The organism is Aeromonas sp. R2-2, assembly GCF_040908355.1.
Classification (GTDB): Bacteria; Pseudomonadota; Gammaproteobacteria; order Enterobacterales; family Aeromonadaceae; genus Aeromonas; species Aeromonas veronii.
In genome coordinates this window covers 60,194-83,512 of the sequence record NZ_JBFODQ010000092.1, presented here as the reverse complement: position 1 = coordinate 83,512, position 23,319 = coordinate 60,194, and the positions used below count along the sequence as shown (strand labels likewise).

Sequence of the window (23,319 nt, the reverse complement as noted above, 5' to 3'; positions counted from 1 at the left end):
TTAAATTACGCCATCTTATTTGGCAGGAACTACAACCCAGGGGCCGCCTTTGGCGGGATCATCCCCCTGTGTCCACCATTTGGCCTGATAGACGGCACCCTTGTAACTCACCTTGCTGCCCGCGGTGTAGACCTTGGTCGCTTCCCAAGCCGGGTTGCCACCGATGGGGGGGTCACTCGGATCGACCGGCGGCGGGGTCAGTTTGTCTACGACCCGCACTTTCGGCCAGTTGGCGTGGGAGCCGTAGAAGTTGGTCACGCATTTCTGGTAATCGCCTGGCACCAGCGCCGAGTAGGCGGTCTGGAAGCCCACCAGCTCGCACTCGAAGGAGTAGCCGCCTGGGCGATCCGGATAGTATTTCCAGTTGCCATCCCAGTTGGTGTAGAGCACGTCGGTAGCGCCGTTAAGATTGAGGCTGCCATAGGGAGTCTGCTGCCAGCAGGTGTTCTTCTCATCCGCCTTGATCGGGATCTGGTAGTGGTTGGCCAGCCCTTCCCAGTAGCGGATGCGATTGACCGGCTGCCCCTTGTCCTTGTTCTGCTCGCCACACTCGATGCCGCCGTTGATGACGTTGATGGTGGTACCGAAGCCATAGCCGATACCGGCGTCAGCTTCCCGTTTGGAGGGTACCCAGGTACGATCAATCACGTGCAGCATGGCCGGTTTCGGGGCCTGCGGGGTGAGGAAAAACCAGATGGCAGAAGCGAGGTTAAGCCAGGAGTCCGCCACCAGCCCCGGGTTGTTGAGCAGCACGGAGGCATCGCCATCAAACATCGCCTCGGAGAAGGCGCCGTAGTTGAAGTGGTAAGAAAGCTGCTTGGCGCCGCGGCCGAAATACCCCTGACCCGTGCTGCAGGGCCACTTCTTGTTCTGCCAGTCGTTCTGGCCGCAGCCTGTGGTGTAGCCGGTCTGTCCCTCTGACCAGCCCATCTCCCGCACATGCACCAGCGCCTGTTGCCACTCCTCCAGCCCCAGCGGGTTATCGGAGACGTTCTCCTTGGCAATATGGCCACCGGTCTCCTGAGAGAAGTGGGCAAAGGCGGTCACGATGGATTTTTTACAGATCGCATCAGAATCACGCCCGTCAGTATATTCGCCACAGAACGCAGGGAATTTACCGATGGCTCGCAAGAAGCGGACATAAGTATATTCCGGCGCTGCCATCTGGGTTAAATATTCCCATTCAGATTGGGGAAATACCCGTTCAACACGTTTTACGTTGTCAGGATTGCTTGCCAGACCCGGTTCAATGGCATCAACGATTTTATTTGACCGGGTCGCCAATGCCTTGGCCCATATTGCATACATGGGATTAGCCGTCTTGGCTTTTTCCATGGCTGCCAGATCCGGGGCCGCAATCACATATCCTCCCGCATTTTGCGGATCGGGTTGAATATTCATGGCTGCACTCATTGCGGCATAGCTTGGCAATGCGCAGGCGGCAGCGATTAGCCAGGCACAACGCTTGGGTTTGAGCATGTTTATCGTCCTTGTTTGAATTAATGCGTTCCAAGAGTAGGTGTTTCAACAACTAAATTCACGATGAGAATTAAGAAATAAGCAGAATTTGTGAGCCATTTCACCTTGTGATATTCAGTGCAGCTGAAACAAAGAAAAAGAACCCAAACGAAGACGCCGTAGCGTGATCTTTCGCCCATTTTTAGAACAGTCGAGACGGCAAGGTGGCCTGCCATACGGTCATTGTTCGTGATGAAAAAAAATGGCTGACAAGCTCAAGCTGTCAGCCATCATCAATGTTCAAGAAAAATGCTCAAAATAGCCGGATGTCAGACACGCACGGCACGGATCAGGATATTGCGCGGGGTCATGGGTTTGGCACAGAACTCCCCCACTTCGACCCGATAGCCCTGCTCTTGCAAAAAGAGCGCGCGATCCAGCGCCAGCCAGATCTCGAGGGGACGGCGAAACAAATGACGCACCAGCTCCATGCGGGCGACATCACCAAAGCGGCGCTCCCCGTGCTCCAACCAGGCGGGGTAGTCCAGCCCGGCGGGCAACACAATCCCTTTGCGCTCGGAAGCCCAAACGCAGAATGCCTCGAAGGTGCCGGTCAGCAGGCTCTTTTGCATATTGGGCACCGGCAGATACTCATCCACCCCGCGCACCTGACGCTGCAGGCAGTCAAACCCGAGCCGCCACACCACTTCCTGCTCGCGCAGGCGGGCGATCCGCGCACCGCCAGTCACCGTCTCCTGTAGCGGCAACTTGAGATCCGCCTTGCTCAACACCAGCTCGCTGGCGCTGGCCGCGGCTGACAGCGGGCGATAGTGGCTGGTACGGATCAGGTGGTAACAACAGGGAGAGATGGTCACGCCGCGGGCACAGCGCTCGGCCACCCGCTCCAGCAGATGGGTGTGCAGCTCGCCGCAGGCATGGAGTGCCATAGCGTGATGTTCGGGGGCGATCAGCGCCGCCGACTCGGGGGCAAAGGCATCGGCGCAGGTAAAGGTCATATTGGCGCCATCCCGCTCGGCCAGCAGCCGACCTTCGTCACAAAGCTGATCTTGCAACTCCAGACTGAGGATCGGAGCCTGTCGATGAAGTGACACCAGCCGCCCAAGGTGGCCCTTGCCAGCACACCACTCCAGATAGGGGCCCTGATGGGCAGGCAGACAGGCGGTGAACGACTCGATCTGGGCCTGCTTGCGCCCCGGCATATGCAGCGCCATTTCCTTGCTGCAAGTGATGGGCTCCGAGGTAAATGGGGCAAGCTGACTGAGTTGCTGCAGCTCGGCGCCCTCGGCAATCCAGGGGGCAAGAAGACTGCTGAGGGCATCCATATCCGCATCGAGCTCTGCCAACTGGCCGAGCGTCAGCCCATTGAGCAACGCCGCCAGTTCGGGCGCCTCATCGGCAAAGGCCATGGTCAGATGATGATATGGCTGATACTGCCACCAGCGTTTGTAGCGGGTGAGCAGTCGATCCAGTTGTTGAAAACGTTGAGCCAGCACGAATGCCCCTACCTTGCAGTCAAAAAGGAGGCTCATTCTAGCGATCCCGCTTCAAATTGCACTCTCAATACCTGACGATCTGTGCCGCACAACAGCACCGCCAACCCTGTGACCCAGGGCAGACCTGACAAAGTGCGGGGTTTTATGCTATATTCCGCCCCCTCTTTCACGCGCCCCGCCCAACGCGGGTCGCTTTACACTAGCTATGGGACCAACAACATGACCATCAACGCCATTCTGCAAGCGCGCGCGGGCGCCAAGTGTGAACTGTGCAGCGCCGAGCAGGCGCTGACCGCCTTCGTGGTGCCTCACTCCCCCGCCAGCGACGATGATCACAGCGTTGCTATCTGTGACACCTGCCGTGGTCAGCTGGAACAACCGGATACCCTGGTGGTCAACCACTGGCGTTGCCTGAGTGACAGCATGTGGAGCCAGGTGCCTGCGGTGCAGGTGATGGCATGGCGCCAGCTGAAAGCACTCTCCGGCAAGGGTGAAGTGTGGGCTCAGGATCTGCTGGACATGATGTACATGGAAGACGAAGCCAAGGCCTGGGCTGAAGCTGGTATTGCTGACGAAGATGATGACAGCGTACCGACTGTTGACTCCAACGGCGCCGTGCTGCAAGAGGGCGACTCCGTCACCCTGATCAAGGATCTGGACGTGAAAGGCGCCGGTTTCACCGCCAAGCGCGGCACCCTGGTCAAGGGCATCCGTCTGACCAACAACCCTCTTCATATCGAAGGCAAGGTCAACGGCGTGCAGATCGTACTGGTTGCTGCCTACCTGAAAAAGGCCTAAGCCAGGGGCGATTGCTCGGCTGTCTACTGCCAGAGCACAAGCACGACGAAAAAGGATGGTGTCACGCCATCCTTTTTTATGCCTGCTTGCCACAAACGACAAACCTGAGCCCATAAGGCCAGCCAAAGCAAAAAGGCGCATCCGGATGGACGCGCCTTCTTTACAGGGCCGATACCGTTAACCGGCAGCGAAAACGGTCACTCAGGAGGAGAGCTTGCCATCCAGCTCGGCAATCTTGGCCGACCAGTAGGCCGGGCCGGTTTCGTGGATATTGTTGCCTTCGGAGTCGACCGCAACAGTCACCGGCATATCTTCCACTTCAAACTCGTAGATCGCTTCCATGCCGAGATCGGCAAAGGCCACCACGCGCGCCTTCTTGATAGCCTTGGCCACCAGATAGGCGGCGCCGCCCACCGCCATCAGATAGACGGCCTTGTGCTGCTTGATGCTCTCGACGGTTTTCGGGCCACGCTCGGATTTGCCGATCATGCCGATCAGGCCGGTTTCACCCAGCATCATGTCGGTGAACTTGTCCATCCGGGTGGAGGTGGTGGGGCCAGCCGGGCCAACTACTTCGTCGCGCACCGCATCGACCGGGCCAACGTAATAGATAAAGCGGTTGGTGAAATCGACCCCTTCCGGCAGCCCTTCGCCACGGGCCAGCATGTCGGCGATACGCTTGTGGGCAGCGTCGCGGCCGGTAAGGATCTTGCCTGACAGCAGTACGGTATCACCGCTCTTCCAGCTGGCCAGCTCGGCCTTGGTGATGCCATCGACGTTGACGCGGCGCACGTTGCCACCCGCTTCACGGGTGATCTCCGGCCAGTCGCTCAGTTTCGGCGGAGTCAGTTCGGCGGGGCCTGAACCATCCAGCTCGAAATGAACGTGACGGGTCGCGGCGCAGTTGGGGATCATCACCACCGGCTTGGAGGCGGCGTGAGTCGGCGCAGATTTCACCTTCACATCCAGCACGGTAGTGAGGCCGCCCAGCCCCTGGGCACCGATCCCCAGCTTGTTGACCTTGTCGTAGAGCTCGACCCGCAGCTTCTCTTCGGTGGTTTGCGGGCCACGGGCGATCAGCTCCTGAATGTCGATGTGCTCCATCAGGGCCTCTTTGGCCAGCACCGCCGCTTTCTCGGCAGTACCACCGATGCCGATGCCCAGCATGCCGGGGGGGCACCAGCCTGCGCCCATGGTCGGCACGGTTTTCAGCACCCACTCGACGATATCGTCAGAGGGATTGAGCATCACCATCTTGGATTTGTTCTCGGAGCCGCCGCCTTTGGCCGCGATGCTCACTTCCACCTTGTTGCCGGGGATCATGTCGATATGCACCACGGCAGGGGCGTTGTCTTTGGTGTTTTTGCGACTGCCGGCCGGATCGGCCAGCACGGAGGCGCGCAGCGGGTTGTCAGGATTGGTGTAGGCACTACGGGTCCCTTCGTCCACCATCTCCTGCACCGTCATGTCACTGTCCCACTGGACTTGCATGCCAATCTTGACGAAACAGGTCACGATACCGGTGTCCTGGCAGAGCGGGCGATGACCTTCGGCGGACATGCGGGAGTTGATCAGGATCTGGGCCAGCGCATCTTTGGCGGCCGGGTTGGCCTCGCGGTCATACGCCGCTTTGGCAGCCTGAACAAAATCCAACGGGTGGTAATAGGAGATGTACTGGAGGGCATCTGCGATAGAATCGATGAAATCCTGTTTTTTTATAATGCTCATATCATCCTCACTGGTCCTTGTCTCTGCCACAGAGCAGGGCAAGGGCTTCCATATGATGGGCCGTGCTGACGTGCTGGCTAAAAACTATCAACCAACAAAAAACGAACGACACGGCAGTTTTTTCTTAAGTCACCGACACCTATGATACGCTTGCCCACCAGCACCGACTAGGGTTCGGGAACCAAACTGTTGCCTGTGTAACATAAAATGACGCCAACACTTCATATCCATCATCTAGACCATAGTGCTGAACTCCATCAGCTTTTTGCCCGCCTGCAACATCAGCCGTGGGCCATGTTGCTGGAATCGGCGGGACCACTCGGTGCCGATAACGGCTTTGATATCATCACTGCCGATCCGCTGGCGACCCTCGAAACCCGTGGCGAGGTGACCACTCTGCGTGTCGGGGCGAATATCAGCAAACACCACGAAGATCCCCTCGCCCTGCTGGCCCATACCCAGCAACAGTTGCTGGGGGAGCTGGAACTGTGCGCCACTCACCTGCCCTTTATTGGCGGCGCCCTCGGCCTGTTTGGCTATGATCTGGGCCGCCGCTTCGAGCGACTGCCGGTGCAGGCCGCCGCCGATATCGCGGTGCCGGACATGGCGGTGGGCATCTACGACTGGGCACTGCTGCGCAATGTGGCGACCGGCGACTGGCAGCTGGTGCACTGGGGGGATGAAGCTGGCCTTGCCAACCGGCTGGCCTGGCTTGCACAGCAACAGGCCAAACCGGCCCCTGCCTTTGCCTTGCAGGGGTCGTGGCAGAGCAATATGAGCCGCGCCGAGTATGGCGAGAAGTTTGCCCACATTCAGGAATACCTTGCCGCGGGGGATTGCTACCAGATCAACCTGACCCAGCGTTTCAGCGCCCCCTATCAGGGGGATGAGTGGCAGGCCTATTGCCTACTGGCAACCGCCAACAAGGCCCCCTTCTCAGCCTTTATCCGCCTGCCGGACAGTGCACTGCTGAGCCTCTCCCCCGAGCGGTTCCTGCTGCTTGATGGCCGCCATATCGAAACCAAACCTATCAAAGGCACTCGCCCTCGCCACCCCGATCCGGCCACCGATCGGCAAGTCGCGCGGGAGCTGGCACAGGCGGACAAGGACAGATCAGAGAATCTGATGATCGTTGATCTGCTGCGCAACGACATCGGTCGGGTCAGCCGGCCTGGCTCGGTCAGCGTGCCTCATCTCTTTGCGGTGGAGTCGTTTCCGGCGGTACATCATCTGGTCTCCACCATCCATGGTGAGCTGGATGCACGCTGGCAAGGGGTCGATCTGCTGCGGGCCTGTTTCCCGGGTGGCTCCATCACCGGCGCCCCCAAGATCCGCGCCATGGAGATCATCGAAGAGCTGGAGCCCCAGCGCCGCAATGCCTATTGCGGCAGCATCGGCTATCTCAGCCAGCATGGCCGGATGGATACCAGCATCTGCATTCGCACTTTGATCGCCGAAGCGGGTCGTCTACACTGCTGGGCCGGTGGCGGCATCATCGCCGACTCCGACGCCGACAGCGAATATCAGGAGACCTATGACAAGGTCGCCCGCATCCTGCCGCCGCTGTCGGCGCTGTAACCCTCCCCACTGTCTGGCCAACGCACAGGAGAGCTCCCCGCCATGGATCGCCACGAACTGCTGACCCGCTTCCAGTTGCAGCGACCCGCCCCGGCCCATCGCCTCGCCATCGGCGGGCTCAGTCCGGCTGCAGTGTTGATCCCGGTGGTGATGCGCGATGAGGGGCTCAGCGTGTTATTGACCCGGCGCAGCCCACGGCTGCGTCATCATGGGGGGCAGATCAGCTTCCCCGGCGGGCGACAGGATCCCGGCGACGAAAACCTGATTGCCACGGCGCTGCGGGAGACCGAAGAGGAGCTCGGCATTCCGGCCCGACTGATTGAAGTGATCGGCACCCTCAACCCCCTCAATACAGTGTCACGATTCGAGGTGCTGCCGGTGCTGGGGCTGCTCGATGGCAACTATCCCCTCATCCTGAGTCCGGATGAGGTGGATCACGCCTTTGAAGTGCCGCTGACCCATCTACTGGATCGGCGCAACCATATCCCCCTGACCCTTTCCAGAGGGGGGAAAGCGCACACCATCTACTGGATCCCTTGGCAACAGCACTTTATCTGGGGGGCTACCGCCAGCATGATCAACCAGCTAGCCCAGCATCTTGCAAAATAACAATTTACCTACATTTGGCTGAGCGAGATTTAATCATTAACACTAAAATAACGTGTCAATTGATAAACAATAATTGAATTTTTCTTGTTTTGATCACATTTCCATAAGAAAGTGCGGTTTTTCGTGCCGTAAAGATGAATTTGATCAACATTTTTGATTAGAAAAACCGTATCCTTGCGCCGACTTAATAAGAACCACACATTCGGGGTGAGATAGATGTCAAACACAGTCACTGGCACGCAGGGAGTTGCGGCGTCAACAGAGCAAGGGATCCGCTCTACTCAAACCACTCGTTGGGAAAAACGCGACTCTACCTGGGTCATCAGTCTGTTCGGGACCGCGGTTGGCGCGGGGATTCTGTTCCTGCCGATCAACGCGGGTATGGGCGGTTTCTGGCCGCTGGTCGTCATGGCGCTGCTGGTAGGTCCCATGACCTATCTGGCCCACCGTGGTCTGGCCCGCTTCGTGCTCTCCTCCAAAAAGCCAAATGCAGACATCACCGAAGTGGTGGAAGAGCACTTTGGCGTGGGTGCCGGTAAATTAATCACCCTGCTCTACTTCTTCGCCATCTACCCCATCGTGCTGATCTATGGCGTGGGTATCACCAACACCGTGGAAAGCTTTATGGTCAATCAGCTGCAGATGAGTGCCCCACCGCGCTGGATCCTCTCCATTGTGCTGATCATGGGCATGATGTCGGTAATGCTGGCCGGTGAAAAGCTGATGCTGAAAGTGACCGAGCTGCTGGTTTATCCGTTGATCGCCATTCTGGCCGGTATCTCTTTGTACCTGATCCCTGACTGGACCGGTGCTGCGCTGGAGCAAGTGCCCTCTGCCAAGGATTTCGCCACTACCCTGTGGCTGACCATCCCGGTACTGGTTTTCTCCTTCAACCACAGCCCGGCCATCTCCAGCTTCTCCCTGGCCCAGCGCCGCGACCACGGCGATCAGGCTGTCGAGAAAGCCGATGCCATCCTCAAGCGTACCGCCATGGTGCTGCTGGGCTTCGTGATGTTCTTCGTCTTCTCCTGCGTCATGAGCCTGACACCGGCCCAGCTGGCAGAAGCCAAGGCCCAGAACATCGCCGTGCTCTCCTATCTGGCGAACCAGCATGCCAGCCCCATCATCTCCTACTTCGGTCCGTTGGTTGCGTTCGTAGCCATCGTATCCTCCTTCTTCGGCCACTATCTGGGTGCCCGTGAAGGTCTGAAAGGGATGATAGTGCAGAACATGCGCAAGTCCGGCAAAGAGCCGAACGCCAAGAAAGTCGAGATGTTCATTATCGCCTTCTTCATCCTGACCCTGTGGGGCACTGCCATTGCCAACCCTTCCATCCTGGGCATGATTGAATCCTTGGGCGGCCCGATCATCGCTACCATCCTGTTCATCATGCCGATGTACGCCATCAAGCGCGTACCGGCTATGGCGAAATATCAGGGCCATATCAGCAACGTCTTCGTTGCAACCATGGGCATGATCGCCATCTCCGCCATCCTCTATCAGCTGGTCGGTTAATCCCCTACCTGCCGCTGATAGCAAAAAGCCAGCCGAACACTCGGCTGGCTTTTTTTATTGCGTTGTCCCGTCCTGAATAGTCTTGCCACTCATCACGCAGTTATTGCAGCCACAGCACCTGAACTCACACAACAACCAAGGAAACAACCCTTATCCGGCAACCACATCATGATGTTTCAGGGCTTCGCACCGAACCTCGACCAACAAAAATGCCAGTCGGGTAAGCGACTGGCGTCTCTTGATAAACACGCACTATCTCTGGCTGATTAGAGTGGTTGCGCTTCCAACAGGAACGGCGTGATACCGGTGATTTCCGGAATACCGAGCACCAGGGTGTCTTTCTGACCATTGCTACCCGGTTTCATGGTCAGATATGCAGTGACACTGGCGTTGCGATCGGCAAATTCGCGCATCCTTTTTTCCCAGAGCCCCTCATAAATTTTTCCCTCTTTGATATCAGCAGGCCCTGTCAAGGTATTGAAACTGCATGACCGATTGTTCCAACCAGTCAACGTCAGCTTGTTCAAACCTTGAGTGTTGGCCTCTGTCTCACCGCTTACAGAACACCCTTCTTTAAACAGGATGGTCAGCTTGATCCCCAAACCATTGTTGCTGCGCTCGGTTTTGAAATCTTGAAACAGTGCACTCTCCCCAAGGTTGTACCAGGAGTCCGCGTTGATAGGCGCAGTGACCATCGGCTGCAATGCCACTTGGCCGCCCCAATTCTGAATAGTGAGTGCAGAATCGATTTTGGCTTTGACGGGTCGATAATCGAGTACCCAGAGTGACTGGCTGCTTCCCGCCGTATCTGGCACAGACGCCACCTTGACCAACCCATCGACATTGGTATTGGACTTTTGCTCAGCCGAGTCGAAGGTACTGGGTTGGCTTTTGTTCACCAGCAACGACAACGTCAGTGGGTAACCCTCACCTTTATTCAGAGAAGAGAAGCCTTGAGGGAAGGTATAAGTGCTGACTGTGACACTTCTTTTCTCAGCAATGTTCATCGCCCAACCCGTGCCCTCTGTGGACGCCGGATAGACAAGACCGACCGCACGATAACTGTCGTTGACCGGACGGTTGATTAACTGCCCCTGAGCGTCCATCAGGACGGGGAGATAGACGCCAGCCACCGGCAGCGCCCTCGGTTGCGGCTCCGGTGGCGTGGTACCACCACCACCACTATCTCCGCCACCACCACCGCAACCAACCAAACCTAATGCACCAATAATTGCCCACGAAAGCGTAGTTTTTTTCATTATTTAATCTCGTTTTTTAGCCTGAACCTTATTATTCCGCAGCTATTTTAACGGGGCAGCACCCGCACTGTCTGTCGGCTATTTGTAACCAAACATTTCATCAAAATGAATGTTTTCTTGCGCACTCCTCTCCTCAACACATTTAGGCCCGCTGATATAAAAAGCCCCTCACAGAGAGGGGCTGAATCGAAAAATCGAGCTACCGGCTCACGCCTCGCTGCTGGGCAGCGCGGAAGGTTCCAGCAGGGTTTCATCTTCGGCCATGCAAGCAGCGGCGGTGAACAGCACGTCGGTGGAGCTGTTCAGCGCCGTCTCGGCAGAATCCTGCAGCACGCCGATGATAAAGCCGACTGCTACCACCTGCATGGCGATGTCATTGCTGATGCCAAACAGGCTACAGGCCAGCGGGATCAGCAGCAAGGAACCACCGGCGACACCGGATGCGCCACAGGCACTGATGGTGGCGACCACGGAGAGCAGAATGGCCGTTGCCATGTCCACTTCCATCCCCAGGGTATGTACCGCCGCCATGGCGAGCACAGTGATGGTGATAGCGGCACCCGCCATATTGATGGTGGCACCCAGCGGGATGGAGACCGCGTAGGTATCTTTGGGCAGGCGCAGTTTTTCACACAGCGCCATGTTGACCGGAATGTTGGCGGCAGAGCTGCGGGTAAAGAAGGCGGTCACGCCGCTCTCTTTGAGGCAGGTCAGCACCAGCGGATAGGGGTTGCGCTTGATCTTCCAGAAGACGATCAATGGGTTGACCACAAAGGCGATAAACAGCATGCAGCCGATCAGCACCACCAGCAGTTGAGCATAGCCAAACAGGGCATCGAAGCCGGTCTCTGCCAGAGTGGAGGCAACCAGACCCAGGATCCCGAGCGGAGCACAGCGGATCACCGCTTTCACGATGGCGGATACACCGTGAGACAGGTCAGTGATGAGCGCCTTGGTGCTCTCGTTGGCATGGCGCATGGCGATACCCAGACCGATGGCCCACGCAAGGATCCCGATATAGTTGGCATCCATCAACGCCTTGACCGGGTTGGTCACCACGTTGAACAGCAGGGTCTGCAGTACCTCGGTGATCCCGCCGGGCGGGGTGATCTCGGCAGTATTGGCCACCAGATGGAGGTTGGAGGGGAACAGGAAGCTGGCAATCACCGCGACCACGGCCGCAGAGAAGGTACCAAACAGGTAGAGCGCCAGCAGCGGGCGAATATTGGTCTTCTGACCCTGCTTGTGACCAATGATGGCCGCCATCACCAGTACGAATACCAGCAGCGGAGCTACCGCTTTCAGTGCACCAACGAACAGACTGCCAAGCAGACCTGCCGTTTTCGCCCACTCGGGCGCAAACAGTGCCAGCAAGATACCGAATACCAGACCAACCAGGATCTGGCTGACCAGGCTGGTGCTATTGACCAGCCGAAGGAGGGGGTGTTGTTGTGTCATCAAAAAAGTCCCTAAGCACCGTAGTGCATGAATCATGAGTCCTGTCTGCAACCACTCATCGGGAGACCCCTGTCGCCCGAATGTGGTGTCTGTGGCCAGCCTTCTGTCGGGCCGATCCGCCAGTCACCGGATTGCATGACGGAATATCCCATTCGCCATCTTTTTTTTCCAGAGACTCACCAAAAAATATCCCGTTTCCATCACAAAAAACTGCAACAAAACCTTAACCACAGCGCAACCACCCATTTTTGTACGTTTTATCGACACTCTCCGCCCTCACCCTCACGACCATTCCTGTGCCACCCGTGACCGGTGTCGCTGTGCTATCATCCCCCATTTGCCGCGGAGCCTTGCCATGATCACATCCCTGCTCAACCAATATTTTGGTTTCTCCGCACTCAGGCTAGGTCAGGAGGCGGTGATCAGCCGGGTGCTGGCAGGTCAGAGTGCCGCCGCCATCTTTCCCACCGGCTCCGGCAAGTCGCTCTGTTATCAACTGCCTGCCCTCGCCCTGCCTCACCTGACCCTGGTTATATCGCCGCTGCTGGCGCTGATGCACGATCAACTCGCCTTCCTTAAAAGCAAGGGAATAAGCGCCGCTACCCTCGACTCGAGCCAGAGCCCGGAGGAGAGCCGACGAGTGATGCAGCAGGCGCTGGATGGCCAGCTCAAGATCCTGATGATCTCGGTGGAGCGACTCAAAAACGAGCGCTTTCGCCGCTTTATCCAGCAAGTGCCGCTCTCGCTGCTGGTCGTCGATGAGGCGCACTGTATCTCGGAGTGGGGCCACAACTTTCGCCCCGACTACCTCAAGCTGCCGAGCTATCGCCATGACCTGAAGATCCCGCAGGTGTTGCTGCTGACGGCCACCGCCACACCGGCGGTTATTCAGGATATGCAGACCAAATTCGGCATCGCGCCGGAGGGGGTCGTGGTCACCGGTTTCTATCGCCCCAATCTTGATCTGGCAGTCATTCCCCGGTCGCCCGATGCGCGGGATAGCTGGCTCGCGCAGGAGTTGGCCAACGATCCAAGGGCCCCCACCATCGTCTACGTCACCTTGCAACACACCGCCGAAGCCTGCGCCGAGCAACTCATTAGAGAAGGGATCAACGCCCGCGCCTATCATGCCGGACTCGACTCGGCGCTGCGCAGTCAGATCCAGCACGACTTCATGGCGGGCAAGGTGGATTGCATCGTCGCCACCATCGCCTTTGGCATGGGGATCGACAAAGCAGATATCCGGCGGGTCATTCACTACGATCTGCCCAAATCCATCGAGAACTACAGCCAGGAAATTGGCCGCGCCGGACGGGATGGCCAGCCATCGCGCTGTATTGTGCTGGCCAACCAGAGCCAGCTGCCGGTGCTGGAGAACTTCGTCTACGGCGATACGCCGGATTTGAGTGCCATCCTCCAGCTCCTTGCCATCATCAAGCAGAGCGGGAGCGAGTGGGAATTCACCCTGCTGCGTCTCTCCAACGACACCAATATCCGCCAGTTGCCCCTTAAAACCTTGCTGGTCTATCTGGAGATGGCAGGCATCATCACCCCGGCCTACAGCTACTACGCCGACTATCGCTTCAAGTTTGTGCTGGATAAAGACGAGATTGTGAGTCGCTTCAATCCGGATCGTCGCCAGTTTCTGGAGCAACTGTTCGCCTGCGCCCCGCAAGCGCGCAGCTGGTGCACCATGGACTTTGACGCCCTCTGGCAGGGCTATCAAGGAGAGCGACAGCGGGCGGTTGCGGCGCTCGACTACCTGCAGCAGCAAGGCTGGATCGAGCTTGAAAGCAAACAGATGACCGAGGTCTACCGGATCACCCGTCAGGGGTGGGACAACGAGCAGGAAGCAAAAGCCCTGCACGCCCTGTTCCTGCAAAAAGAGCAGAGCGAGCTGGCAAGACTGCAAGCCATGCTCGACTTTTTCACCTCAAGTGAGTGCCTGAGCCACCGCCTCGCCCGCTATTTTGCCGATGAGGTGGCGCCGGTTCATTGTGGCCACTGTTCGGTTTGTCGCGGCGAGGTGGCGCATCTCCCGCCCCTGCCCTCACTGACCATGCCAAACGAGGCGGGGATCCGCGCCTGGTGCGATCCGCTGATTGCCAAGACCGGTTCCGTGGATGCGCGTGTTTTGGCCCGTTTCCTGTGCGGTATCGCCACACCGCTGACCAGCCGGGTCAAGGCCAAATCGCTGGCGGGCGCAGGCCAGTTGGCCGCCCACCCGTTTGCCCGCGTCCTGGCGGCAGTGCAACAAGCCTACCCTTGATAGATGAGTGCTGGTGACTTCAATAGCCACCAGCAGAAACAAGCGTTTACAGACACAGAAAAAGAAGACCCTCGCGGTTGCGAGGGTCAAGCCAACGGAAACGTGCTTAAACAGAGCTTGGTGAGTCAACAGTCAACTCTCTTGCTAAAGCATCTTGCTGCTCACACCTCGCCAATCTAGGGCACTCAAAATGTAGCGTCAATGTAAAAATTAGAGCCGAAACTCCAAACAAAGTGATTTACGTTGACGTTCACGTAATAACATTCTCATCCATAACCCCGCCAACCCGCAGCCCCATTGCCTTTCGTCAAACCCCTTAATCTTTTCGCAATAAGTTCCCTGTTTCCCATAAACATTTATTTTTTATGTCTTTGACATTTACCTCACTATCGTGGCAAAAATAATTTAACAGTCAGTAACATAGCGGTGTTGTTGACTGACCCTCCCCGCACAAGGATCGGGCAGGTTTCTTCAGAATTTAACCTATCAACCGTGATGGATTACTGGAGTCTGTTGACTAGGCTTTAAAAGCGCACAACACAAAAGCAGTCATCCACTTTTTTCAGGGTAAGCGACTATAACGAGGGCAAAGTTATGGGCATATTCGAGCATTACCAACAGCGATATGAAAAAGCGAGAGAAGAGGAATATACCATCCAGGAGTTCCTGGATATGTGTAAGCAGGATAAAGCCTGCTACGCCTCCGCAGCCGAACGTCTGCTGACCGCCATCGGTGAGCCGGAGATGGTAGACACCTCAGCCAACCCCAGACTGAGCCGACTCTTCTCCAACCGCGTCGTGGCACGCTATCCCGCCTTCAAGGATTTCTACGGGATGGAAGAGGCCATCGAACAGATCGTCTCCTACCTCAAACACTCCGCCCAGGGGCTGGAGGAGAAGAAACAGATCCTCTATCTGCTGGGCCCCGTTGGCGGCGGTAAATCCTCGCTGGCAGAGAAACTCAAATCCCTGATGCAGAAGGTGCCCATCTATCGCATCAAGGGCTCACCGGTCAACGATCACCCCTTCTGCCTGTTCGACATCGAAGAGGATGGGGAGATCCTGGAGAAAGAGTACGGCATCCCGCGCCGTTACCTGCGTCCCATCATGTCCCCCTGGGTGGCCAAACGCCTGCACGAGTTTGGCGGCGACATCACCAAGTTCAAGGTGGAGAAGGTCAACCCCTCCATCCTCGATCAGATTGCCATTGCCAAGACTGAACCCGGTGATGACAACAACCAGGACATCTCCTCACTGGTCGGCAAGGTCGACATCCGCATGCTGGAGCACTTCGCCCAGGATGACGCCGATGCCTACTCCTACTCAGGTGCGCTCTGTAAAGCGAACCAAGGGGTGATGGAGTTTGTGGAGATGTTCAAGGCCCCCATCAAGGTGCTGCACCCGCTGCTGACAGCGACCCAGGAGGGTAACTACAACGGTACCGAAGGGCTCTCCGCCCTCCCCTTTGACGGCATCTTGCTCGCTCACTCCAACGAATCAGAGTGGCAGCAGTTCCGCAACAACAAGAACAACGAAGCCTTCCTCGACCGGGTCTACATCGTCAAGGTACCTTACTGCCTGCGCGTCTCGGAAGAGGTGAAGATCTACGAAAAACTGTTGGTCAACAGCGAACTGACCGAGGCCAAGTGCGCCCCGGGTACCCTCGAACTGCTGGGCCAATTCTCGGTGTTGTCACGGCTGAAAGAGCCAGAAAACTCCAGCATCTACTCCAAGATGCGGGTCTATGATGGCGAAAGCCTGAAAGACACCGATCCCAAGGCGAAGAGCTATCAGGAGTATCGCGACTACGCCGGTGTGGACGAGGGGATGAATGGTCTCTCTACTCGCTTTGCGTTCAAGATCCTCTCCCGCGTCTTCAACTTCGACCACGCGGAAGTGGCCGCCAACCCGGTGCATCTCTTCTATGTGCTGGAGCAGCAGATCGAGCGCGAGCAGTTCCCGCAAGAGCTGCACGATCGCTACCTTGAATTCATCAAGGGTTATCTGACTCCGCGTTATGTGGAGTTCATCGGCAAGGAGATCCAGACCGCCTATCTCGAGTCCTACTCCGAGTACGGTCAGAACATCTTCGATCGCTACGTCACCTACGCCGACTTCTGGATCCAGGATCAGGAGTACCGTGACCCCGAAACCGGCCAGCTGTTTGACAGAGCGTCTCTCAACAGCGAGCTGGAGAAAATTGAAAAACCCGCCGGGATCAGCAACCCGAAGGATTTCCGTAACGAAATCGTCAACTTCGTACTGCGTGCCCGGGCCAACAATGCAGGCCGTAACCCCAACTGGACCAGTTACGAGAAGCTGCGCACCGTGATCGAGAAGAAGATGTTCTCCAACACGGAAGAGCTGCTGCCGGTTATCTCCTTCAACAGCAAAACCTCGGCCGAGGAGCAGAAGAAGCACGATAACTTTGTCGAACGGATGATGGAGAAAGGCTACACCCGTAAACAGGTGCGACTGCTCTCCGAATGGTATCTCAGGGTACGCAAGTCATCCTGACCCTGACTGTTCAAGGGGGAGTTATGGCGCATTTTATCGACCGCAGGCTCAACGGCAAAAACAAAAGCGCTGTCAATCGGCAGCGCTTCATCCGCCGCTACAAGAAGCAGATAAAACAAGCGGTCTCGGATGCTGTCTCCAAGCGCAGCATTCAGGACGTAGACAAGGGCGAGAGCATCAGCATCCCGACCAAGGATATCGGCGAGCCCCATTTTCATCAGGGGCACGGTGGTAAACGGGAGATGGTGCATCCCGGCAATGACCAGTTCGTCTCCGGCGACAAGATTGACCGTCCCAAAGGAGGGGGCGGCGGACAGGGTTCCGGCGAGGGACAAGCATCCAATCAGGGTGAAGGGGCCGATGATTTCGTGTTCCAGATCTCCAAGGATGAGTATCTCGATCTGCTGTTTGAAGATCTGGAGCTGCCCAGGCTACAGAAAACCCAGCTCAATCAGCTGATGGAGGTGAAAACCTATCGGGCGGGCTACACCTCAAACGGGGTGCCCGCCAACATCAACGTGGTGCGTTCCCTGCAAAATTCGCTGGCACGTCGCATGGCGCTGCAAGCAGGCAAGAAACGCCAATTGCATGAACTGGAAGATCGGCTGGCCCTGCTGGCCACCGATCCCAACGAGCACTTTGCCGAAATAGCCCTGCTCGAGAAGGAGATCAGGGAGCTGAAACGACGGATCGATGCGGTGCCGTTTATTGACACCTTCGATCTCAAATTCAACAACTTCGTCAAACGGCCCGTCCCTTCCAGTCAGGCGGTGATGTTCTGTCTGATGGACGTCTCGGGCTCCATGGATCAGGCCACCAAGGAGATGGCCAAGCGTTTCTATATCCTGCTCTATCTGTTCCTGAGCCGGACCTACAAGAACGTCGAGGTGGTCTATATCCGCCACCACACCCAGGCCAAGGAGGTGGACGAGCACGAGTTCTTCTACTCCCAGGAGACCGGCGGCACTATTGTCTCCAGCGCCCTCAAGATGATGAATGACATCATCAACGAGCGTTACCCCGCCAACCAGTGGAACATCTATGCGGCGCAGGCGTCGGATGGAGACAACTGGGCTGATGACTCACCGCAGTGCAGGGAGATCCTGGCGCGGGACATCATGCCAAGGGTGAGGTACTACTCCTACATCGAGATCACCACCCGTGCCCACCAGACTCTGTGGCACGAATATGAGTCGGTAGCCAGCCAGTTCCCCCACTTTGCGATGGAGCATATTCGTAAAGTCGAGGATATCTATCCGGTGTTCCGCGAGCTGTTCAAGAAACAAGCGGCGTGAGGAGGTCACATGATCGAAACTGAAAAACGTGTAGCGCCACTGGATGACGGACCAGACTGGAACTTCGATCTGCTGGAGACCTATCACCAGGAGATCGCCCGGGTCGCCCGTTTCTACAAGCTGGACACCTACCCCAACCAGATCGAGGTGATCACCGCCGAACAGATGATGGATGCCTACTCCAGCGTCGGCATGCCCATCGGCTATCAACACTGGTCGTTCGGCAAGCGCTTTATCCATACCGAGCGCAACTACAAGCGCGGCCAGATGGGGCTGGCCTACGAGATCGTCATCAACTCCGATCCCTGCATCGCCTACCTGATGGAGGAGAACACCATGCCGATGCAGGCGCTGGTGATGGCACACGCCTGCTACGGTCACAACTCCTTCTTCAAGAATAACTACCTGTTCAAGGCCTGGACCGATGCCTCCTCTATCATTGACTACCTGCTGTTCGCCAAGAACTACATCACCCAGTGTGAAGAGAAGCATGGCATCGAGGCGGTGGAACAGCTGCTCGACTCCTGCCATGCCCTGATGAACTTCGGGGTGGATCGCTACAAACGTCCCCAGAAGATCTCCATGGCCGAGGAAAAGCGGCGTCAGAAGGCACGGGAAGATTATCTGCAGACTCAGGTCAACGAGCTGTGGCGTACCCTGCCCAAGCAGCATAAAGCCGCGGGGGTGGAGGACAGGCGCTACCCCGCCGAGCCCCAGGAAAACATTCTCTACTTCATCGAGAAGAATGCCCCCTTGCTGGAACCCTGGCAGCGGGAAGTGGTACGCATCGTGCGCAAGATCAGCCAGTATTTCTATCCGCAAAAGCAGACCCAGGTGATGAACGAGGGGTGGGCCACGTTCTGGCACTACACCATCCTCAATCACCTCTATGACGAGGGCAAGCTGAGCGATCGCTTCATGATGGAAGTGCTGCACAGCCACACCAACGTGGTCTATCAACCGGCCTACAACAGTCGCTACTACTCGGGGATCAACCCCTATGCGCTGGGGTTTGCCATGTTTACCGACCTGCGCCGCATCTGTGAGAACCCGACCGAGGAGGACAGACAGTGGTTCCCCGATTACGCTGGCAGCAACTGGGTGGAAACGTTGCATTTTGCCATGCAGAACTTCAAGGATGAGAGCTTTATCAGCCAGTTCTTAAGCCCGAAGGTGATGCGGGATATGAAGCTGTTCGCCATCGATGACGACGATCTGAAGAACTACCTGAAGGTCTCCGCCATCCACAATGACGAGGGGTACCGTCAGGTGCGCAATACCCTGTCGGCCCAGTACAACCTCAGCAATCTGGAGCCCAATATTCAGGTCTACAACGTTGCCGTGAAGGGGGATCGCTCCCTCACCCTGCGCTATGTGCCCCACAACCGCATACCCCTTGGCGACTCTCGCCATGAGGTGCTCAAGCACCTCCATCAACTGTGGGGATTCGACGTGGTGCTGGAACAGGATAACGGCGAGTTGCCACCCGATATCATCGGCCGCTGCCCGGAGCGCAAACCGGGGATCTGACCCGTGACGTGATATCTCGACGGCCCACTTCGGTGGGCCGTTTTTTATCAGCTTCCGCCTCTGCCTGCATCATCGCAGCACAACCTGAACAAATCACAACATAGAAAGAGGCCCGCATGTGTTGCGGGCCTCTTTGCCTTACGGTCACTCGGCGCAGTTATCAGTAGAAGGTCTGCTGCTCTGCGGCCATCGCCTTGAGGCGGGCACAGGGAGCAAACCGGTCACCGTAGCGCTTCTGGTAATATTCCAGACGGCCAACAAGATGATCGATCCCGAGCGTGTCCATATAACGGAACGGGCCGCCAAGGAATGGCGGGAAGCCGATGCCGAAGATGGCCCCGATATCGCCATCACGGGCCGACACCACCACACCGCTATCCAGCGCCATGGCCGCTTCGTTGAGCATCAGCAACACGCAGCGCTCGGCGATCTCTTGACGGGCCAGCTTGGCAGAAGGCTTGATGCCGAGCACGCCATAGACGCTCTCGTCCACCGTCTTCTTGCCCTCTTTGCCGGTCAGCTTGTTGCGCGGTGCCGCCTTGCCATAGAGGTAGAAGCCCTTGCCGTTCTTGCGTCCCTTGCGATCATTTTGCAGCAGCTTGTCGAACGCCTTGGGCGCCTGGAACTGCTCGCCGCCCAGCTCTTTCTCGAGAATGGGGGAGATCTTGGCGCCCACGTCGATACCGACCTCATCGAGCAAGGTGATGGGGCCAACCGGGAAACCAAAGTCCAGCAGTGCGCTATCCAGCACCTCCACCGGCTCCCCTTCCAGCACCAGTCGCGCAGCTTCGTTCATGTAGGGCGCCAGGATGCGGTTGACATAGAAACCGGCTTCGTCCTTCACCACGATAGGCGTTTTACCCTGAGCACGGGCAAAGGCCAGGGTGGTGGCGACCGTCTCGGCACTGGTGCCAGCGTGGGGGATGATCTCCGCCAGCGGCATCTTGTCCACTGGGCTGAAGTAGTGCAGCCCCACGACTCGCTCTGGGTGCGCCGCCTCTGCCGCAATCTGGTTAATGGGCAGGGAGGAGGTGTTGGAGGCAAACACTGTGTGCTCACCGCACTCACGCTCCACGTCCTTCACCATCTGGTGTTTGAGGTTGAGATCTTCAAACACCGCCTCCACCACCATGTCCACCCGATGGAAACCTGAGTAGTCGAGGGTGCCGGTCAGCAGGCTCATCTGCTTTTCCAATTCGCTGCGCAAGATGTGACGACGTTTGAGCTTCTTGGCCAGAATGTCATAGCTGTAGCGCATGGCATTGCCGATCCCGGCGCTTGCCACATCCTTGATCCGCACCGGCACGCCCGCCTTGGTAGCGGTGACGAACGCAATGCCGCCCCCCATCAGACCACCGCCCAGCACGGCCGCGTGGCCCACCTTGCGCGGCTCGGCCCCCTGATAGGTGACCTCTTTCTTCATCTCGGTGGTGGCAAAGAAGATGGAACGCAGAGCGGCAGACTCAGCCGTCATCACCAGCTCGCCAAAGTGGCGGGATTCGGCGGCCAGACCGGCCTTCATCCCCTCCTCCACGCCTATGCGCACCACCTCGAGGATCCGCTCCGGCGCCGGGTAGTTGCCACGGGTCTTGGCTTTCACCCCCTTGCTGGCTTGATCGAACAGCACCTTGCGACCCAGCTTGTTGGTCTCCAGCACCTTGCCCTGCAGATCCCGTTTCAACTGATGGCGCGGTTTGCCCTTCTTGGCCAGCTTGATGGCGGCCTCCAGCAGGATGGAGGGCGGCACCACATCGTCCACCAGCCCCAGTTTCTTGGCCTGTTTGGCCCTCACCTGCTTGCCGGTCAGCATCAGATCAAGCGCCTTGGCCACTCCGATAAGGCGCGGCAGGCGCTGGGTACCACCGGAGCCTGGCAGCAGACCGAGCTGCACTTCCGGCAATCCCAGCACAGATTTGCCGTGTTCGGTCACAACCCGGCCATGACAGGCCAGCGCCAGCTCCAACCCGCCACCGAGGCAGGGGCCATGAATGGCGGCGATCACCGGAATGGTCAGCCCCTCGATCTCGGCGAAAATCTCCTGCCCTTCTCGCGACAGGGTCTCGGCATCCTTGGCACTGGTACAGGCGGCCAGCATGGTGATGTCAGCGCCGGCGATGAAGGAATCCTTCTTGCCGGAGGTGATCACCAGCCCGATCAAATCCTTGTTGCGTTTCACCTCGGCCAACACGCTGCGGATCTCCTCCACAAAGGCGGCTTTCAGGGTATTCATGCTCTCGCCCGGCACATCCATGGTGAGAATACCAATGCCATCATGGCGAACATCCAGGGAAAAAGTCTTAGCGCTCATTATTCAACCTCCAACACCATAGCCACGCCCAATCCACCCGCCGCACAGGCGGTGTTGAGCCCCAATCCCCCACCACGACGACGCAGCTCGTGCAGGGTCTGGGTGATCATCCGCGCACCGGTCGCGGCAAAGGGGTGGCCATAGGCCAGCGAACCGCCGAGGACGTTGAACTTCTCCATGTCTACCTCGCCGATGGCCTGATCGCGGCCCAGCTTGTCACGGGCAAACTCGTGGCTGGCAAACATCTTGAGGTTGGCCAGCGTCTGGGCGGCAAAGGCTTCGTGCATGTCGATCAGGGTCAGATCGCTGAGCGTGATGCCGGCTCTGTCCAGCGCCAGCGGCGTGGCGTAGGAGGGCCCCATCAGCATGTCTTGCCACACATCGATGGCCGAGAAGGCGAAGCTGCGGATATAACCAAGCGGCTCGAGGCCCAGCTCTTTCGCCCGACCTTCCCGCATCAGCAACACGGCTGCAGCGCCGTCAGTGAGCGGGGTTGCGTTGGCAGCAGTGACTGTGCCATGAAACCTGTCAAACACCGGCTTGAGCTTGGCGTAGCTCGCGAGATCCGAGCTTTCACGGATATTGTTGTCCCGCTCCAGCGGTGACTTGTAGGGCGGCACATGGGCGGTAAACACCTCGCCGCTGAGCTTGCCATCGGCCCAGGCCTGCGCGGCCAGAGTGTGGGAGCGGTGAGCCAGCGCATCTTGCGCCTCGCGGCTGATCTGGTGGCTCTTGGCCATCTGCTCGGCGGTCTGCCCCATGGAGAGGCCAGTAGAGTATTCCGCCACAGCGGGCGGTACCGGCAGCAGATCCTTGACCCGCAACTGACGAAGAATATTGAAGCGCTGCTGCAGATTGCGCGCCTTGTTGAGATCCACCAGGGCGCGGGCCAGCTTCTTGCTCACTCCGATAGGGAGCACGGAGGAGGAGTCCGCACCACCGGCGATGGCGATGTCTACCGTACCGGCCATGATGGATTCGGTGACGTTGGCCACCGCCTGAAAACTGGTGGCGCAGGCGCGGGAAACACTATATGCATCGGTATTGACGCTCATGCCGGTACCGAGCACGATCTCGCGGGCAATGTTGGGGGCTTCCGGCATCTGAACCACCTGACCAAACACCAGCTGGTCGATAAGCTTGGGATCGAGATCGGTACGGGCAAGCATCTCGCTCACCACCAGTTTGCCGAGATCGACTGCAGGCACGCCATGAAAGGCGGTGGCCTGCTTGGCAAAGGGGGTACGCAGCCCCGCCACGACGGCAATCCGTTCGCCCTGGCGAGTCGTCAGTTTCAATGGCTGTTTCATCCTGGCTCCTTGGTTTAAAAGGCAGAGGTCTGACCTCATTGCGCCACATCTTAACAATCCAATCACAAGTTTCATACAGCTGATTGAAACTAAATTAAGCACGGCAAGGCCCCTTTGCTCGCCCTTGGGGAGCAACTGGAGTATAAAAAGATCAACTTCCATAAAAACAACGG

At 57.7% G+C, this 23,319-nt stretch carries 15 protein-coding genes; 8 read left to right on the top strand and 7 right to left on the bottom strand.

Annotated features, from left to right (window positions below):
- Positions 1 to 15: 15 nt before the first annotated feature.
- Positions 16 to 1,479, bottom strand: a complete 1,464-nt coding sequence (locus AB5Z09_RS20415) for a chitinase (protein ID WP_368196092.1) — start codon at positions 1,477 to 1,479, stop codon at positions 16 to 18.
- Positions 1,480 to 1,787: 308 nt separating this feature from the next.
- On the bottom strand, positions 1,788 to 3,008 hold the full coding sequence (locus AB5Z09_RS20410; protein WP_368196091.1) for a methyltransferase: 1,221 nt from the start codon (positions 3,006 to 3,008) through the stop codon (positions 1,788 to 1,790).
- Positions 3,009 to 3,191: 183 nt separating this feature from the next.
- Between AB5Z09_RS20410 and AB5Z09_RS20405 the strand changes: the two genes are divergently transcribed.
- Entirely contained in the window at positions 3,192 to 3,770 is a 579-nt protein-coding gene (locus AB5Z09_RS20405) for an alkylphosphonate utilization protein (RefSeq protein ID WP_005333203.1), read from the top strand.
- A 201-nt stretch (positions 3,771 to 3,971) separates the two neighbouring features.
- Here the strand turns inward: AB5Z09_RS20405 and AB5Z09_RS20400 are convergent, their stop codons facing one another.
- Positions 3,972 to 5,498, bottom strand: coding sequence for a fumarate hydratase (locus tag AB5Z09_RS20400; RefSeq protein WP_368196090.1), 1,527 nt, complete (start codon positions 5,496 to 5,498; stop codon positions 3,972 to 3,974).
- 294 nt (positions 5,499 to 5,792) lie between these two features.
- On the opposite strand from AB5Z09_RS20400, the gene pabB reads away from it, so the two are divergent.
- The 3 genes from pabB (at position 5,793) to AB5Z09_RS20385 (ending at position 9,200) form a co-directional block, all read left to right on the top strand.
- Positions 5,793 to 7,076 (top strand): aminodeoxychorismate synthase component I, encoded by a 1,284-nt coding sequence (pabB, locus tag AB5Z09_RS20395; protein WP_368196117.1) that lies wholly within the window; start codon positions 5,793 to 5,795, stop codon positions 7,074 to 7,076.
- A gap of 42 nt (positions 7,077 to 7,118) precedes the next feature.
- A complete protein-coding gene (locus AB5Z09_RS20390) occupies positions 7,119 to 7,685 on the top strand; it encodes a CoA pyrophosphatase (protein WP_005351753.1) in 567 nt (188 codons plus the stop codon).
- Between the two features lie 216 nt (positions 7,686 to 7,901).
- Complete coding sequence (locus tag AB5Z09_RS20385; RefSeq protein ID WP_106843342.1) at positions 7,902 to 9,200, top strand: serine/threonine transporter; 1,299 nt, start codon at positions 7,902 to 7,904, stop codon at positions 9,198 to 9,200.
- A 266-nt stretch (positions 9,201 to 9,466) separates the two neighbouring features.
- Here the strand turns inward: AB5Z09_RS20385 and AB5Z09_RS20380 are convergent, their stop codons facing one another.
- Together AB5Z09_RS20380 and sstT are read right to left on the bottom strand one after the other, a co-directional pair.
- A complete protein-coding gene (locus tag AB5Z09_RS20380) occupies positions 9,467 to 10,459 on the bottom strand; it encodes a hypothetical protein (protein ID WP_368196089.1) in 993 nt (330 codons plus the stop codon).
- 207 nt (positions 10,460 to 10,666) lie between these two features.
- Positions 10,667 to 11,917, bottom strand: a complete 1,251-nt coding sequence (gene sstT, locus AB5Z09_RS20375) for a serine/threonine transporter SstT (RefSeq protein WP_005351744.1) — start codon at positions 11,915 to 11,917, stop codon at positions 10,667 to 10,669.
- A gap of 355 nt (positions 11,918 to 12,272) precedes the next feature.
- Between sstT and AB5Z09_RS20370 the strand changes: the two genes are divergently transcribed.
- The 4 genes from AB5Z09_RS20370 to AB5Z09_RS20355 all read left to right on the top strand — a co-directional run bounded on the left by AB5Z09_RS20370 (position 12,273) and on the right by AB5Z09_RS20355 (position 19,528).
- Positions 12,273 to 14,186 (top strand): ATP-dependent DNA helicase RecQ, encoded by a 1,914-nt coding sequence (locus tag AB5Z09_RS20370; protein WP_368196088.1) that lies wholly within the window; start codon positions 12,273 to 12,275, stop codon positions 14,184 to 14,186.
- Between the two features lie 594 nt (positions 14,187 to 14,780).
- Positions 14,781 to 16,703 carry a PrkA family serine protein kinase gene (locus AB5Z09_RS20365; RefSeq protein ID WP_033113275.1) on the top strand — a complete coding sequence of 641 codons (1,923 nt, stop codon included), beginning with the start codon at positions 14,781 to 14,783 and terminating at the stop codon, positions 16,701 to 16,703.
- A gap of 23 nt (positions 16,704 to 16,726) precedes the next feature.
- Positions 16,727 to 17,998: a YeaH/YhbH family protein gene (locus AB5Z09_RS20360; protein WP_005360363.1), complete on the top strand. Its 1,272-nt coding sequence runs from the start codon at positions 16,727 to 16,729 to the stop codon at positions 17,996 to 17,998.
- 9 nt (positions 17,999 to 18,007) lie between these two features.
- Entirely contained in the window at positions 18,008 to 19,528 is a 1,521-nt protein-coding gene (locus tag AB5Z09_RS20355) for a SpoVR family protein (protein WP_368196087.1), read from the top strand.
- A 160-nt stretch (positions 19,529 to 19,688) separates the two neighbouring features.
- Here AB5Z09_RS20355 and fadJ read toward each other — a convergent pair whose 3' ends face one another.
- Positions 19,689 to 21,836, bottom strand: coding sequence for a fatty acid oxidation complex subunit alpha FadJ (gene fadJ, locus AB5Z09_RS20350; protein ID WP_368196086.1), 2,148 nt, complete (start codon positions 21,834 to 21,836; stop codon positions 19,689 to 19,691).
- Positions 21,836 to 23,146 (bottom strand): acetyl-CoA C-acyltransferase FadI, encoded by a 1,311-nt coding sequence (fadI, locus tag AB5Z09_RS20345; RefSeq protein ID WP_368196085.1) that lies wholly within the window; start codon positions 23,144 to 23,146, stop codon positions 21,836 to 21,838. Before fadI ends, fadJ begins: the two co-directional genes overlap by 1 nt.
- Between the last annotated feature and the right edge of the window lie 173 nt (positions 23,147 to 23,319).

What these genes read in the sequence shown, in the direction of transcription:
- fadI (WP_368196085.1), bottom strand. Translation starts at nt 23,146, where the DNA reads ATGAAACAGCCATTGAAACTGACGACTCGCCAGGGCGAACGGATTGCC.
- AB5Z09_RS20415 (WP_368196092.1), bottom strand. Translation starts at nt 1,479, where the DNA reads ATGCTCAAACCCAAGCGTTGTGCCTGGCTAATCGCTGCCGCCTGCGCA.
- AB5Z09_RS20355 (WP_368196087.1), top strand. Translation starts at nt 18,008, where the DNA reads ATGATCGAAACTGAAAAACGTGTAGCGCCACTGGATGACGGACCAGAC.
- AB5Z09_RS20370 (WP_368196088.1), top strand. Translation starts at nt 12,273, where the DNA reads ATGATCACATCCCTGCTCAACCAATATTTTGGTTTCTCCGCACTCAGG.
- AB5Z09_RS20360 (WP_005360363.1), top strand. Translation starts at nt 16,727, where the DNA reads ATGGCGCATTTTATCGACCGCAGGCTCAACGGCAAAAACAAAAGCGCT.
- AB5Z09_RS20380 (WP_368196089.1), bottom strand. Translation starts at nt 10,459, where the DNA reads ATGAAAAAAACTACGCTTTCGTGGGCAATTATTGGTGCATTAGGTTTG.
- AB5Z09_RS20410 (WP_368196091.1), bottom strand. Translation starts at nt 3,008, where the DNA reads ATGAGCCTCCTTTTTGACTGCAAGGTAGGGGCATTCGTGCTGGCTCAA.
- AB5Z09_RS20400 (WP_368196090.1), bottom strand. Translation starts at nt 5,498, where the DNA reads ATGAGCATTATAAAAAAACAGGATTTCATCGATTCTATCGCAGATGCC.
- pabB (WP_368196117.1), top strand. Translation starts at nt 5,793, where the DNA reads ATGTTGCTGGAATCGGCGGGACCACTCGGTGCCGATAACGGCTTTGAT.
- AB5Z09_RS20390 (WP_005351753.1), top strand. Translation starts at nt 7,119, where the DNA reads ATGGATCGCCACGAACTGCTGACCCGCTTCCAGTTGCAGCGACCCGCC.
- AB5Z09_RS20385 (WP_106843342.1), top strand. Translation starts at nt 7,902, where the DNA reads ATGTCAAACACAGTCACTGGCACGCAGGGAGTTGCGGCGTCAACAGAG.
- AB5Z09_RS20365 (WP_033113275.1), top strand. Translation starts at nt 14,781, where the DNA reads ATGGGCATATTCGAGCATTACCAACAGCGATATGAAAAAGCGAGAGAA.
- sstT (WP_005351744.1), bottom strand. Translation starts at nt 11,917, where the DNA reads ATGACACAACAACACCCCCTCCTTCGGCTGGTCAATAGCACCAGCCTG.
- fadJ (WP_368196086.1), bottom strand. Translation starts at nt 21,836, where the DNA reads ATGAGCGCTAAGACTTTTTCCCTGGATGTTCGCCATGATGGCATTGGT.
- AB5Z09_RS20405 (WP_005333203.1), top strand. Translation starts at nt 3,192, where the DNA reads ATGACCATCAACGCCATTCTGCAAGCGCGCGCGGGCGCCAAGTGTGAA.